Annotated in this window: 12 protein-coding genes; 11 read left to right on the forward strand and 1 reads right to left on the reverse strand. The window is 72.3% G+C overall.

All coding sequences use genetic code 11. The features are described from left to right. Nucleotides 1-74: 74 nt before the first annotated feature. From ITJ59_RS08610 to ITJ59_RS08645, 8 genes are all read left to right on the forward strand, one after another. The gene (locus tag ITJ59_RS08610) at nucleotides 75-1373 is read left to right on the forward strand and encodes an NAD(P)/FAD-dependent oxidoreductase (RefSeq protein ID WP_111084726.1); all 1299 of its coding nucleotides are present in this window, start codon (nucleotides 75-77) and stop codon (nucleotides 1371-1373) included. 101 nt (nucleotides 1374-1474) lie between these two features. Then, a complete protein-coding gene (locus ITJ59_RS08615) occupies nucleotides 1475-2362 on the forward strand; it encodes a MurR/RpiR family transcriptional regulator (protein WP_194650878.1) in 888 nt (295 codons plus the stop codon). A 117-nt stretch (nucleotides 2363-2479) separates the two neighbouring features. Beyond that, nucleotides 2480-4699, forward strand: coding sequence for a PQQ-binding-like beta-propeller repeat protein (locus ITJ59_RS08620; RefSeq protein ID WP_194650689.1), 2220 nt, complete (start codon nucleotides 2480-2482; stop codon nucleotides 4697-4699). Next, nucleotides 4696-5634: a sugar ABC transporter permease gene (locus ITJ59_RS08625; protein WP_323749454.1), complete on the forward strand. Its 939-nt coding sequence runs from the start codon at nucleotides 4696-4698 to the stop codon at nucleotides 5632-5634. Before ITJ59_RS08620 ends, ITJ59_RS08625 begins: the two co-directional genes overlap by 4 nt. Beyond that, entirely contained in the window at nucleotides 5631-6452 is an 822-nt protein-coding gene (locus tag ITJ59_RS08630) for a carbohydrate ABC transporter permease (protein ID WP_194650690.1), read from the forward strand. The genes ITJ59_RS08625 and ITJ59_RS08630 overlap by 4 nt, the downstream gene beginning before the upstream one ends. Nucleotides 6453-6518: 66 nt before the next feature. After that, nucleotides 6519-7823, forward strand: coding sequence for an extracellular solute-binding protein (locus tag ITJ59_RS08635; RefSeq protein WP_194650691.1), 1305 nt, complete (start codon nucleotides 6519-6521; stop codon nucleotides 7821-7823). Then, a complete protein-coding gene (locus tag ITJ59_RS08640; protein ID WP_194650692.1) occupies nucleotides 7820-8914 on the forward strand; it encodes an ABC transporter ATP-binding protein in 1095 nt (364 codons plus the stop codon). Before ITJ59_RS08635 ends, ITJ59_RS08640 begins: the two co-directional genes overlap by 4 nt. Then, nucleotides 8911-9561: an HAD family hydrolase gene (locus ITJ59_RS08645; RefSeq protein WP_194650693.1), complete on the forward strand. Its 651-nt coding sequence runs from the start codon at nucleotides 8911-8913 to the stop codon at nucleotides 9559-9561. The genes ITJ59_RS08640 and ITJ59_RS08645 overlap by 4 nt, the downstream gene beginning before the upstream one ends. 318 nt (nucleotides 9562-9879) lie before the next feature. On the opposite strand, the gene ITJ59_RS08650 is transcribed toward ITJ59_RS08645, so the two are convergent. Beyond that, nucleotides 9880-10785, reverse strand: a complete 906-nt coding sequence (locus tag ITJ59_RS08650; RefSeq protein WP_194650694.1) for an SDR family oxidoreductase — start codon at nucleotides 10783-10785, stop codon at nucleotides 9880-9882. Nucleotides 10786-10894: 109 nt separating this feature from the next. On the opposite strand from ITJ59_RS08650, the gene ITJ59_RS08655 reads away from it, so the two are divergent. The 3 genes from ITJ59_RS08655 (at nucleotide 10895) to ITJ59_RS08665 (ending at nucleotide 13959) form a co-directional block, all read left to right on the forward strand. Further along, nucleotides 10895-11467, forward strand: a complete 573-nt coding sequence (locus ITJ59_RS08655; RefSeq protein WP_194650695.1) for a TetR/AcrR family transcriptional regulator — start codon at nucleotides 10895-10897, stop codon at nucleotides 11465-11467. A gap of 89 nt (nucleotides 11468-11556) precedes the next feature. Continuing rightward, nucleotides 11557-12765: an acyltransferase family protein gene (locus tag ITJ59_RS08660; protein ID WP_194650696.1), complete on the forward strand. Its 1209-nt coding sequence runs from the start codon at nucleotides 11557-11559 to the stop codon at nucleotides 12763-12765. A gap of 9 nt (nucleotides 12766-12774) precedes the next feature. Further along, complete coding sequence (locus tag ITJ59_RS08665; protein ID WP_194650697.1) at nucleotides 12775-13959, forward strand: FAD-dependent oxidoreductase; 1185 nt, start codon at nucleotides 12775-12777, stop codon at nucleotides 13957-13959. Nucleotides 13960-13984 lie beyond the last annotated feature (25 nt).

Here is a 13984-nt window from a genome sequence, read left to right on the forward strand (position 1 = left end):
GTGGACGGGAGCGGTCCACAGCGCGCGTACCCTCGTGGGTGACCACCTCACGAACCGAAGAAAGCCGGATCAGCATGCCCCAGGACACCCGCCCGCACGTCGTCATCGTCGGCGGTGGATTCGCCGGTGTCGCTGCCATGCGCGAGCTGGCGGACGCTCCCGTCCGGGTGACGCTCGTCGACCGGCACGTCTACAACATGTTCCAGCCCCTCATGTACCAGGTGGCGACGGGCGGACTGAACGCCGGCGACGTGACGTACTTCCTGCGCAGCCTGCGCGCCAAGCAGGACAACGCCGAGTTCCGGCACGGCCTGCTCACCGGCATCCGGACCGACGAACGCATCGCCGAGATGTCCGACGGCGAGCACCTGCACTACGACTACCTCGTGCTCGCGAACGGCGTGAACACGAGCTACTTCGGCACCCCGGGCGCCTACGAGTACGCGTACTCGATGTACTCCCGCTCGCAGGCCCTGCGCATCCGCGACGAGCTGTTCACCCGTTTGGAAGAAGCCGCGGCGAACCAGGGCCCCGACGAGATCAAGATCGTCATCGTCGGCGGCGGCGCGACCGGCGTCGAGATGGCCGGCGCGCTCGCGGAGCTCCGCGACCAGGCACTCGAGGGTGCCTACCCCGAACTCGACAAGGGCGCCATCACGATCACGCTCGTGCACCGCAGCGGCGAACTGCTCAAGCCGTTCGCCCCGCGCCTGCGCCGGTACGCGGCCAAGGTCCTGCGGAAACGCGGCGTCGTCCTCCGGCTGAACACCGGCGTCTCCGAGGTCAAGACCGACGGCGTGATGACGGCCGACGGCGAGTTCATCCCCGCCTCGCAGGTCATCTGGGCCACCGGAGTCGCCGCCCACAAGGAGGTCTCGGGCTGGGGCCTGCCGCAGACCAGCGGCGGACGCATCCAGGTCGGCGACGACCTGCGCGTCAACGGTGCCGAGCGGATCTTCTCGGCCGGCGACATCGCGGCGCAGTCCGAGGCCCTCGCACAGCTGGCCCAGCCGGCGCTGCAGGGTGGACGGCACGTCGCGAAGCAGATCAAGCGTCTGCTCGAGGGCAAGCCCACCGAGCACTTCAAGTACTTCGACAAGGGCACGATGGCGACCATCGGCACGAACGCCGCGGTCGCGCAGCTGCGGGGTGGCATCACGCTCGTCGGGCCGGTCGCGTGGCTGGCGTGGGTGGCGGTGCACATCGCGTCGCTGCTCGGCAACGGCAACCGGCTGTCGACGCTGTCGCACTTCTTCGTCCGCTACCTGTGGTTCATGCGAAAGCGTGCGATCCCGATCGTCGGCGACGTCCGGCCCGTGCGCCCGAACGGCGACCGCGAGCCGGAGCCGTGGCAGATGCAGAAGTCCGAGTAGGCGAAACTCCGTTTCACGACGGCGCTCCGGCTGAAAACGACATTCGCCGTTCACCTCCGGAGGCCGCCCCGTTCACCATCGCTGCATAGCGTTGCAGCGTGATGAAAATCAGTTCCGCCGCACCGGCAGACGTGAACACGACGTCCAACGCCACCGGCATCGTCGAGCGCATCCGCGCCGAGCTCCCACGCTTCAGCCCGGCGGAGCGTCGGGTCGCCGACGTCGTGCTCCGCGACCCGCTCGACGTGATCCACCGGTCCGTCAGCGAGCTCGCCGCCGACGCCGACACCTCGCCGGCCACCGTCGTCCGCCTCTGCGCGAGCGTCGGGCTGCGCGGGTACCAGGAACTCAAGATCACCCTGGCGAGCGAGTCCATCCCCGGCGAGCGCCGCGTGCTCGGTGACGTCGCCCCCGGGGACACCGTGGCGGACATCACCCACAAGGTGATGGACGGCACCGCCCGTGCCGTCGAGACGGCCTCGCGCGCAGTCGACACGGCGGCGCTCGAGCGCATCGCACGCCTGCTGCTCGGCGCGCGCCGGGTGGTGTTCGGCGCGGTCGGCACGTCCGCACCGCTCGCCCTCGACACCGCCTACCGCTTCGTCACCGTCGGCATCGACGCATCGTTCGCGCCCGACGTGCACACGCAGCACGTGACCGCGCGGATGCTCGGTGCCGGTGACGTGTTCTTCGCGATCAGCCACACCGGATCGACCTTCGAGACGCTCGCGACCGCGCGCGCCGCGACGGCCGCCGGGGCCACGACGGTCGCGCTGACGAGCTTCTCGCGCTCCCCGCTCACCGAGCTCGCCGACGTGACCGTGGTCGCCGGGAGCGCTGAGACGAACTACCGGGTCGAGGCGATGGCGAGCCGCATCGTGCACCTCGCGGTCCTGGACGCACTGTTCGTCGTCCTGTCCCAGCTCGGTCCGACGAGCGAGTCCCGTCTCGCACTCACCGAGGACGTCCTCATCGAGCACCGCATCTAGCCCTCCTCCGCTCGCCCCTCCCGCCCCACCTGCGCCAGGCCCGCGGCACCCCGCCACCGGGTCGGTCCGGCGCGCCCGGAACCCGTCCCCTCCGCCCCCCACCACAGGAGCCTCCCCATGCACGGAATCGTCGTCCACCACGACGGCCGCCCCGCCGAAGGCATCGCCGTCTCGACCGGCGCAGTCGTCACCACGACCGGCGCCGACGGCCGCTTCACCCTCGACCGCCAGCCCGAGCACGGCGCGTTCGTCGTGCTGTCCCGTCCGACCGGGTCCACCGCCACCCCCTGGTGGCACCGCACCCCCGCGGACGACGACACCGAGCTGCGCTTCGTGCTCGTGCCCGAGGACCAGCCGCTGCCGTACGAGTTCGTCCACCTCACCGACACCCACATGACCACCCCGGAGGTCGTCGCCTCCGGCCGCGACGACTTCGGTCTGTACCGCGAGGGCAGCCTGCCCGCGCAGGTCCGCTCCTTCCTCGCCGCGCTGCCCGAGCGCGCGCCGCTCGCCCGCCGGGTGTTCGTGACCGGAGACCTGGTCGACCACGGGCTGCCCGAGGAGTACGCGGCGTTCACCGAGGTGCTCGCCGAGTCCCCGGTCCCCGTGCACGTCGTCCCCGGCAACCACGACCACATGAACGGCCGGCACGGCAGCGTCGTCAGCCGGAACGACTACCTGACGAACACCGGCGACCCCGCGCTCTACGAGGAGTGGATCGGTCCCCGTTGGTACAGCTTCGACGTCGCCGGACTCCACGTCGTCGCGATGGACTGGCACTCGCACGAGCTCGGCATCGACCACGAGGTCCAAAACGCCTGGGTGCGCGCCGACCTCGCGCGTCTCGAGCACGGTTCGCCGTACATCCTGCTGTTCCACGACCAGCCGGCGCATTCGCTCGTCGACGAACTCCCGTGGCAGCCCGTCGCCGCGTTCTCGGGGCACTGGCACACCAGCCGCGTGGTCGACGTCGACGGCACGCTGCACGTCAACAGCCCGACCTCGTTCTTTGCGAGCCTCGACTACGGCCCGCCGGCGTTCCGGCACGTGACCTGGGACGGCGCGGGCATCACGCTCCGCACCGAGACCGTCGTCGACGGCCCCGTCCCCACGGCCCTGGCCGACGTCCGCACGGCGACGTTCGCCGCGGCGTCGGTACGGTCCGACGACGACGCGCTGCTGTGGTCCGCCACGTCCGCCGGAGCCGGTCACCGGCAGCCGGCGGCCGTGCAGGGCGACACCCTGTTCGTCGGCGGTCAGGTCGAGGACCGCGCTGCCGGCTGGGTCGAGGCCTTCGACCTGGTGACCGGCGCGCTCCGCTGGCGCACCGCGACCGGGGCCGCCGTGAAGACCGCCCCGGCACCGGCCGGCGACGTGGTCGTGGCCGCCGAGGTGTCGGGCGACCTCGTCGGTCTCGACGCCGACACCGGGGCGGAGCGCTGGCGGTTGCCCTCGAGCGACCCGTACCGCCGGTTCGCGTGGGGCGCACCGACCGTGCGCGACGGTGTCGTGTTCCTCGGCGACCAGTCCGACCTGCGCGCCGTCGACGTGCACACCGGCGAGAAGCTGTGGCACCGCACGGACCTGTCGCCCCACCACAACCTGGTCAACCACGCCGCACCGCTCGTCGTCGGCGACCTGCTCGTGATGGGCTTCTGGCCGACGCCGACCGACCCGATCGGTCTCGACGCACGCACCGGCGCCGACGTCTGGCACCGCGGTGAGCTCGACGGCGACGACCCGTTCACGGCCCTGAAGCGGCTGCTCATCATGGGCACCGCCGCGTTCGACGCCGGTCGCGACGCGGTCCTGATGCCGGCCCATGGACACACCACCGCGCTCGACCGCGCCACCGGACGCACCCGGTGGACCGCCGCGCACGAGGGCGGTTTCAGCCCGGCAACCCCGGTCGTCACCGACCGCGGGTACGTCGTGACGGTGACCGGTCACGGCATCCGCATGGTCGACCCGGACGACGGCAGCACGGTCTGGGACGCTCCCGTCACGGGGGATGCACCGTTCCCGATGGGCTCGTACACGAAGGCCCCGCACCCGGTCATCGCGCCGCCGGTGCTCGTCGGCGACCAGCTGCTGCTGCCGGGGCTCGACGGCACGGTCCGTCGCTTCGACCTGGACGGTGTCGAGGTCGGCCGGAGCCAGCTCGCCTCTCCGATCGCCGCGCCGCTCGTGGTCGTCGGCGACCGGGTGGTGGCCGTGGCGACCGACGGGACGGTCATGGCCTTCGACGCCGCACGGCTCGCCACCGCGACGACCGTGCCGTCCGTCCCCGCCGCGGCGGGCTCCACGCGCGCACCGGACGCCGAGGTGGCACGGTGACCGCCGTGGTGGAGGCGACCACCGCCGCACCGCGACCCGACGCGCCGGAGGTGCGCCGCGCCTCCCGGTCGACGCGCCGCCGCTCCCTGACACCGGTCCTGTTCCTGCTGCCCGCCGGGACCGCGATGACGGTCTTCGTCATCGTGCCGGCGCTGCTGTCCTTCGTGGCGAGCTTCTTCTCGGTGCCGCTCGCCGGCGGTGCCTGGCGGTTCGTCGGACTCGACAACTACCTGCGCATCGCGACCGACACGACGGTGCAGCGGGCGATCGTGAACACCGTCGCCTACGCCGCCATGACGATCGTGCCGAGCCTCGTCATCGGACTCGTGCTCGCACTGCTCGCCGAGTCGGTGTCCCGCGGCCGCCCCTTCGTCCGCACCGCGCTGTTCCTGCCGATGACCGCCAACCTGGTCGCGATGGCCGTCGTGTTCCGCTGGGTCTTCGCGTACCAGGGCGGATTCGTGAACCAGGTGCTCGGCGTCGTCGGCGTCGAACCGGTGAACTGGCTCGGCGACACGCACACCTCACTGGTCACGGTTGCCCTGGTGGGCGTCTGGCGCAGCGCCTCGTTCAGCATGATGATCTTCATCGCCGGCTTCGCGACCATCCCCGGCAGCGTGCAGGAGGCCGCGCGCGCCGAGGGCATCCGCGGGTTCCGGAAACTCCGGCACATCACGCTCCCGATGATGCGCCCGACCGTCGTGTTCGCGACCGTGCTGGCGATCCTCGGCTCCGTGCAGGTCTTCGACACCATCAACGTGATGACCCAGGGCGGCCCGCTCTACTCGACCGAGACGATCCTGACCGAGACGTACAAGCTCGGCTTCCAGTACTTCGACCTCGGGTCGGCGTCCGCGCTGTCCTTCCTGCTGCTGGTCGTGCTCGTCGCGATCGGCCTCGTGCAGCGCCGGGTCCTCGCCGGGGGCGACCGATGAGCGCCGCGGTCCGGTCCCTCAAGTGGGTCCTCGTCGTCCTCGCGGTGGCGATCAGCCTGTTCCCGTTCTACTGGATGCTCCGCACCGCGCTCGCCCCGGCGACCGAGGTGTACGCCGACGGCATCTCGTTCCTGCCGACGTCGATCGACGGCTCGGCGTTCGTCCGGGCCTTCGAGCAGGCCGGGCTCGGCCGGGCCGTCGTCACCGGGGCGATCGTCACCGTCGCGATCCTCGTGCTGCAACTCATCACCTGCGTGCCCGCCGCCTACGTCCTGGCGAAGGTGCGGATGCGCGGCGCGGGCACCGGACTCGCGATCGTCCTCGGCTGCCTGCTCGTCCCGACCCAGGTCACCCTCGTGCCGCTGTTCGTCGGGGTGAACGTCGCCGGGCTCGGCGACAGCATCGTCGGCCTCGTCCTGCCCTTCGCGACGAGCGCGTTCGGCATCTTCCTGCTGCGGCAGCAGATGCTCGCGATCCCGGACACCCTGCTCGAAGCGGCCCGCACCGACGGGCTCGGGCACTGGCAGGTCCTGCGCAAGGTGGTCGTGCCGATGGCCGGTCCCGGGATCGCCGCGTTCTCGGTCTTCTCGGTGTTCACGCACTGGAACGACTACATGTGGCCGCTGCTGGTGTCCCGCTCCGCGTCGACCGTCACCCCGCCGCTCGCGCTGGCGCAGTTCCAGCAGGCCGACACCGGCATCGACTTCTCGGCCCTGGCCGCCGGCGCCGTGATCGTCACCGCCCCGGTCGTCATCCTCTTCCTCGTCGCCCAGCGCCGCTTCGTCCAGGGCATGAGCGGTGCGGATATCCCCGGATGACCCGTCCCCGTCACCACCCCGACCCCCGCCCCGCACACCCACCCACCCACCCGTAGGAGACACCCCATGCGCACCTCCCGCCTCACCGCCCTCGCCGGGATCGCCGCCGCCGGCGCCCTCGTCCTCACCGGCTGCTCCACCGCCAGCCCCGCCGCCGAGCAGTCCGTCGCCGCGGCAGGTGACCTCAGCACCTGCAAGCCGTCCGACAACACCATCAACGTCACCTTCGGCACCCAGGCCGCCGAGGCCATGAAGATCGCCGCCGCGAAGGTCGAGGAGGAGTACCCCGGGCTCACGATCAACGCGACGCCGCAGTCGACCTCGAGCTACGACGACCTGACCCAGAAGGTCGTCGGCGACATCGCGGTCGGCAAGCGCCCCGACCTGATCATGACCGGCCTCGGGCAGCTCCGCTTCTGGGTGGACAGCTACCACCCGGCGACCATCGACGAGTCCGCGCTGCCGAGCACCTACCAGAAGCAGTTCCTCGCCGCCGGCACGGTCGACGGCGAGACGTACCTGGCGCCCGCGCAGATCTCGACCCCCGTGCTCCTGGTCAACCAGGACGCGCTCGACGCTGCCGGCGCCGGGAACGGCGACGACATCCACACCTTCGACGACCTCGTCACCGCAGCGAAGAAGGTGACCGCCGACACCGGATCGCCGTCGGTGAGCATCCCGACGCAGGGGCTGCCGGACTGGTTCTCGCAGGCGTTCGTGCAGGGCGCCGGTGACACGTTCGTCGCCGACGACGGCACCGCCGGGTTCGGCACGGACCAGGGCGCGAAGGACCTGTCGATCTGGTCCGACCTGGCGAAGGACAAGCTCGAGGCCGGGGTCGGCGACCAGGACGCGATGGCGAACTTCACGTCGGGCAAGACCGCGTTCCTCGTCTACACCACGTCGACGATCTCGACGATCCAGCAGGGCATCGGCGGCGCGTTCGCCTGGAAGGCCGTCGACCTGCCCACCGTCAACGGCGGCGACGGCGCGCTGCCGGCCGGCGGCAACGGCTGGGTGGTGCTGAGCGACGACTCCTGCCGCGCCGGCTACGCGAACGCCCTGGTCGGTGCGCTGCTGTCGAAGGACGCGGTGCTCGCCGCCAGCGGCACCTCGTACTCGTACATCCCGGTGGACAAGGCCGCGGCGAAGGAGCTCCTGTCCGGCGACGACGTCTCCGAGCAGCAGCGCTACGCCTGGTCGTACGACAAGCCCCTGACGCAGTGGGGCGGGTTCCCGGGCAAGTCGACCAAGCAGGTGAACGACACACTGCGTCAGATGGCGCAGGGGCTGCAGTCCGGTGCCGACACGACGTCCACGGTGGAGACCTCCGCCACGGCGATCGACTCGATCGTGCGGGCCGCACAGTGACCCGCGTCGACGTCCGCGGCCTGCGGAAGACCTTCGGCGACCACGTCGCACTCGACGGGATCGACCTGACGATCGCCGACGGCGAGCAGGTCGCGGTCCTCGGCCCGTCCGGGTCCGGCAAGTCCACGCTCCTGCGCGTGATCGCCGGCCTCGAGGACCAAGAGTCCGGCTCGGTGCTCTTCGACGACGTCGCGCAGGAGGGTGTCCCGCCGCACCGCCGCGACAGCGCCATCGTGTTCCAGCACTTCGCGCTCTACCCGCACCTCACCGCGCTCGAGAACATCACGCTCGGACTGCGGCACGGGCTCGGCCTCGGCAAGGCGGAGGCCGACGCACGGGCCCACGACATCGCGGAGCGGATGCGCGTGCAGGACCTGCTCGGCCGGAAGCCCAAGGCCATGTCCGGCGGGCAGCGTCAGCGCATCGCCCTCGCCCGGGCGCTGGCACGGCGCAGCGGGATCGTGCTGCTCGACGAGCCGCTCTCCGGGCTCGACGCACAGCTGCACGCGGTGCTCCGCCTCGAGATCGCCTCGCTGTTGCGCGGCGTCGGTGCGACCGGCATCAACGTCACGCACGACCAGCTCGACGCGATGGCGATGGCGGACCGGATCGCGGTCATCAACCACGGTCGGCTCGAGCAGGTCGGCACACCCGACGAGCTCTACGCGGCGCCGGCGACCACGTTCGTCGCCGGGTTCATCGGGACACCCCCGATGAACCTGTTCCCCGCCGCACCCGACGGCGCGACCGCGCTCGGCACGGTGCGCGCCGACCCCGTGACCGCGCTCGTCCTCGGGGTCCGTCCCGAGCACCTCGCGCTGCACGCGGACGGCGCACCCTGGCACCTCACCGGACGGGTCGCGATGGTCGAGCCCACGGGCCAGGACCGCGTCGTCCAGATCGTGCTCGACGACGGCACGACCGCGGCGTTCCGGACCCCGATCACGATGACCCCGGCGCTCGGGTCCTCGGTCCGGGTCGGCGCCGCGTCGCACCACGTGCACGTCTACCGCGACGGCGTCCGGGTCGGCGACATGTCCGACGTCGCGCACGGCGTCCTCCGTGCGGACCCTGCCGGGGTCGCGGCGTGACGGGTGGGGTGGGTCCCTCGGCGATGGTCGTGTTCGACTGGAACGGCACCGTCGTGCTCGACGCGGACCGGGCCTGGGAGTCGCTCAACGCGGCGCTCCGCGAGCAGCACGTCGCCGAGGTCCCGCGGTCCGCGTTCACGACCGAGTTCCGGCTGCCGATGGCGGACATGTTCCGGCGACTCGGGGTGGCCGGATCCGAGGTCGCGGTCGCCGACGCCACCTGGAACCGCCGGATGACCACGAGCGAGACGACGCTGCGGCCCGGTGCGGTCGAGGCGATCGAGGCGCTCCACGGGGACGGCGTCTGGCTCGGAGTGGTCTCGGCCGCGGCCGCGGCCGCCCTGGCGCACGACCGCTCGACGCTGGGGGTGCCGGATCGGTGGGGCACGGTGCTGGCACCCGCCGAGGACAAGACGACCGTGCTGCGCGCACTCCGGCACCACGCCGACGTCGCGTACTACGTCGGCGACACCGCGTACGACATGCGCTGCGCCGCCGCCTCCGGCTACGTGCCGGTCGGGGTCGGCGACGGCTACGCCCCCGACGAGGCCCTGTGGGAGGCCGGCGCGACGCACGTGCTCCGTGACCTGCGCGACCTCGTCACGCTGGTGCGGGGGTCCGGCTCGGCACGAGAACGGGCGGCCTGACGCCGGTCGGGTCGGGATCGTGTGCAGCAACGGTCGGGTCCGGATGTCGGACCCGACCGTTGCTGCGCACGAAGCGCGGGGTGCGGGGGCGCGGGGCGGCCGGGAGGCGCGGGGCGGGCCCGCCACGGGCCTCCCGGCCGGTACGGGGTCGCGCCGGGCTGGCGCCGACGCGGAACGACGATCGCGACGTCGTACGACGACGACGTCGTCGTTCCTCCCGCCGCGCGGCATCCCGCGCGCTCAACGAACGACCAACGCGATGTCGCACGACAGCGAGGACGTCGTTCCGGGTCGGGCCCGCCAGCCCGACCAGACGCCCTACGCGACCCGCACGCCGGAGTAGGCGCCCGCCGCGATGTCCTCGAGCAGCCCGGGACCGGTCGGCTCCCACCCGAAGGCCTGCCGCGTGACGTCCGACGTCGCCGACATCTCCATGCCGAAGAACCGGCCGATGAACCCGAAGTGCGCGTCCGCGTCCGCCGGGTCGATCGAGGTCACCGGCAGCCCGAGGACCTCGCCGATGGCCTCGGCGATCGCGCGGGTCGGGATCGCGGTCTCGGCGACGGCGTGCAGCCGCGTGCCGGCCGGGGCCTGCTCGAGCCCGAGGCGGACGAGCCGGGCGGCGTCGGTGACGTGCACGGCCGCCCAGCTGTTGGTGCCGTCGCCGACGTAGCCGGAGACGCCGCGCTGCTGGGCTGCCCCGACGATCGCCGCGATGAAGCCGTGGTCACCGGTGCCGTGCGTGGTGGGGCTGAACCGGGCCGCGATCGTGCGCACCCCCTGGTCGACGAAGTCGAAGCCGCGGTTCTCGCTGCCGCCGCGCATGCTGTCCGGGCCGACGAACGGGTTGGCGTCCGTTTCGGTCGAGGGGCGGCCCTGGGCGAGCCCGGCGACGCCCGACGCGAGCACGAACGGGCGGTCCGTGCCGACGAGCGCTGCACCGATGGTCTCGACGGCGGCCCGCTCGCTGGCGTTGGTGGCGGCGGGGTTCGCCCAGTCGTGCTTGTTCGCGAGGTGCAGGACGCCCTCGGCTTCGGAAGCGCCCCGGCGGATGGCGTCCAGGTCGTCGAGGTCGCCCCGGAGGACGGTGACGCCCTTCGCCTCGAGCGCTGCGGCCGAGGCGTCGGAACGCGCGAGCCCGGTGACGGTGTGTCCGGCGGCGAGCAGGTCGTCGACGGTGTGGGAGCCGATCCAGCCGGAGGCCCCGGTGACGAACACGTGCATGAGTGGTCCTTTCGCAGGCGTCCACGGCGCTGATGTCATGAACTGACATCACCGTAGCACTCGATGTCATCCGCTGTCATCAAAACGTCCTGATCAGTAGACTCTCCGCATGGCTCGCTGGCAACCCGGAACGCGTGAACGACTCCAGGCGGTCGCACTGCAGCTCTTCGCCTCCGAGGGCTACGACGGCACCACGGTCGCGCGGATCGCCGCCGAGGCGCAGGTCACCGAACGCACCTTCTTCCGGCACTTCGCCGACAAGCGCGAGGTCCTGTTCGCCGGCCAGGACGACTTCCTCGCGGTGTTCGTGGACCCGATCACGGCCGCCCCGGCCGACACGGCGCCGTTCGACCTGGTCGGCCGAGCCCTCGACGCCGCCGCAGCCTTCTTCCCCGAGGACCGCCGGTCGTGGTCACGGGCCCGGCAGACGATCATCGACGCGAACTCGGCACTCGGCGAGCGGGAGCTCGGCAAGCTCGCCACCCTGAAGGCACGCCTGGGCGAGGTCCTGCGTGAACGGGGCGTGGCCGAACCGGCGGCGACGATGGCCGCCGAGACCGCCGTGACGGTGTTCCACCTGTCGTTCGCGCAGTGGATCACCGCGAACGAAGAGCGCCCCTTCGCGGCGATCGTGCGCGAACGGCTCGACGCCCTGACGATGCTGGTGCACCCCGGGCGTTGAGCCGGTTCTTGGCTTCCGCGCGCATCATGTAACGATCTGGTCACGACGCATCCCGCCGTGATCGCCGATCGATCGCGCCGGAGGTGCCCGTGACGACCAGCACGCTCTCGCCCGAGCAGGTCCGCACGACGAGCACGCCGGGCCGCACGACGACCGCGCCGGGCCACTCGACGACCGCGACGGGCCGGACACCACCGCCCCCGCTCACCCACCGTGCCCCCGCCCTCGACGGACTCCGGACCCTCGCGATCCTGGCCGTGGTCCTGTACCACCTGCACGTCCCGCAGTTCGAGGGCGGCTTCATCGGCGTGACGGTGTTCTTCGTGCTGTCCGGCTTCCTGATCACCACACTGCTGCTCGGTGAACGCCGCCGCACCGGTCGTGTCCGGCTGGGTTCGTTCTGGGTCAAGCGCCTGCTGCGGCTCTACCCCGCGCTGCTCGTGTTCGTCGCGGTCGGTCTCGTGCTCTGGAACTGGGTCGGGGACTACAAGGGTGCATCGTTCTCGGCGGGCGAGGCCGGGGTCATCGCCCTGACGTACACGGGCAACCTGTTCCGCGCGTTCTGGGACACCACGCAGGGTGTCTTCGCGCACACGTGGAGCCTGTCCATGGAGGAGCAGTTCTACCTGGTCTGGCCACCCGTGCTCGTGCTGCTCGCGGCGCTGCGGACCCGTCGGCGGTGGCTGCTGACCGGACTCGGGGTCCTGGTGGTCGGGGCGTCAGCGGCGTCGTGGGCGAGCTACCGGACCCCGAGCGGCGGCGCCACCCCGGACGTGTACTTCTCGCCCGTGCTCGGCGTCGTGCCGCTCGCGATCGGGTGCGCGCTCGCACTGCTGCTCGACGACGAACGGGTGCGCACCTGGACCGCGGGGATCGCCGGGCACGTCGCGACCTGGGTCGGCCTCGGGTCCCTCGTCACGGTGCTCCTGTGGATCGACGACGACTGGACGCAGCACGCCTGGACCTTCGGGGTGTTGCTGCCGGTCACCGGGCTGATCTCGGCGGTGCTCATCGGCGGGCTGGTGTCGGTGCGCACCCCCGTCGCCACTGTGCTGAGCTGGACCCCGGTGGCGTGGTTCGGCCGCCGGGTGTCGTACTCGGCGTACCTGTGGCACCCGCTCGTGATCGCGCTGCTCGGCACGTTCGCGATCGGCACATGGGGCACCTTCGGCCTGGTCGGCACGGTGCTGCTCGTGTCGGTCGGCGCCGCCTACGCGGTCGAGGTGCCCGTGGAGCGGTTCCGCAAACACCTGCGCACCGGCGGTGCGGCTGTGCGCGGCTCGACCGCCCGCCCGTAGGCTCGGCCCGTGACCACGGAGCGCACCGACGTCCTCGTCGTCGGCGGAGGCCCCGTCGGCCTGTTCCTCGCCGCGCTCCTCGCCGCTCGCGGCATCGCCGTGCAGGTGTGGGAGCGACGCCCGGGCGAACCCGAGGGCTCGCGCGCGATCGGCATCCACCCGCCGTCGCTCGACGCCTTCGCCGCGATCGGACTCGACACCCCCGTGCTCGCCGAGGCCACCCTCGTCCGCACCGGGGTCGCACGGAGCCGCGGACGGACGCTCGGCACGCTGACCTTCGACCGCGCCTCGACCACCCACCCGTACGTGGCGACGCTCGACCAGCACCGCACCGAGGCGCTGCTGCGCGACCGGCTCGTCGCCGCGGACCCGGCAGCACTGCGGCTCGGGACGACGCTGACGGATCTGTCCCGCCATCGCGACCACGTCGACGCGGTCGGCACCGGTCCGGACGGCGCACCGGTCGCCCTCCGGTCGGCGTTCGTCGTCGGAGCAGACGGCGCACGGAGCGTCGTCCGCGACCTGCTCGGCATCGGGACCACCGGCCGCGACTACCCGGAGCAGTACGTGATGGGCGACTTCGCGGACCCCGAGGCCCCGTCGGCCCGCACCGCAGCCCTGGTCGACGTCGGACCGGCCGGGGTCGTGGAGTCGTTCCCCCTACCGCACGGGCGCCGCCGGTACGTCGCGCTGGTCCAGGGCGCCGGCTCGGCCGCAGAGTCAACGGCGAAGGCGACCGCTGCGGGACTCGCCGCGGGACTCGCCGCGATCGTCTCGGCACGCACCGGCGTCGCCCCTGACCCGTCCAGCTGCACCATGCTCAGCGGCTTCCGGGTGCGACGCCGTGCCGCTGACCGCGTCGGCACCGGACGGGTCGTACTCGTCGGCGACGCCGCCCACGAGATCAGCCCGATCGGCGGGCAGGGCATGAACCTCGGTTGGCTCGACGCAGCCGAGCTCGCGCCGTTGCTCGCCGGAGCGGTTCGGACCGGTGTCGCCGGCCCCTGGCCCGGCTACGCCGCACGTCGCCAGGCAGCCGCCCGCCGTGCCGCCCGCCAGGCCGAGGCGAACATGGGGCTCGGTCGTCCGCTCGGACCGGTGGCAGCGGTCGGCCGGGAGGCACTGCTCCGGACCGTCCTGTCACTCCCGACCGCGCACGGCCTGGCCCGGCTCTACGCCATGCGCTGGGCCTGACGGCTCGCGTCGACGACGCGTGGCG

This window comes from Curtobacterium sp. VKM Ac-1393 (assembly GCF_015350995.1).
Classification (GTDB): Bacteria; Actinomycetota; Actinomycetes; order Actinomycetales; family Microbacteriaceae; genus Curtobacterium.

Bases quoted from the DNA above. Each gene is read 5' to 3' on its own strand.
- ITJ59_RS08610 (WP_111084726.1), top strand. From the start codon at position 75: ATGCCCCAGGACACCCGCCCGCACGTCGTCATCGTCGGCGGTGGATTC.
- ITJ59_RS08615 (WP_194650878.1), top strand. From the start codon at position 1,475: ATGAAAATCAGTTCCGCCGCACCGGCAGACGTGAACACGACGTCCAAC.
- ITJ59_RS08620 (WP_194650689.1), top strand. From the start codon at position 2,480: ATGCACGGAATCGTCGTCCACCACGACGGCCGCCCCGCCGAAGGCATC.
- ITJ59_RS08630 (WP_194650690.1), top strand. From the start codon at position 5,631: ATGAGCGCCGCGGTCCGGTCCCTCAAGTGGGTCCTCGTCGTCCTCGCG.
- ITJ59_RS08635 (WP_194650691.1), top strand. From the start codon at position 6,519: ATGCGCACCTCCCGCCTCACCGCCCTCGCCGGGATCGCCGCCGCCGGC.
- ITJ59_RS08650 (WP_194650694.1), bottom strand. From the start codon at position 10,785: ATGCACGTGTTCGTCACCGGGGCCTCCGGCTGGATCGGCTCCCACACC.
- ITJ59_RS08655 (WP_194650695.1), top strand. From the start codon at position 10,895: ATGGCTCGCTGGCAACCCGGAACGCGTGAACGACTCCAGGCGGTCGCA.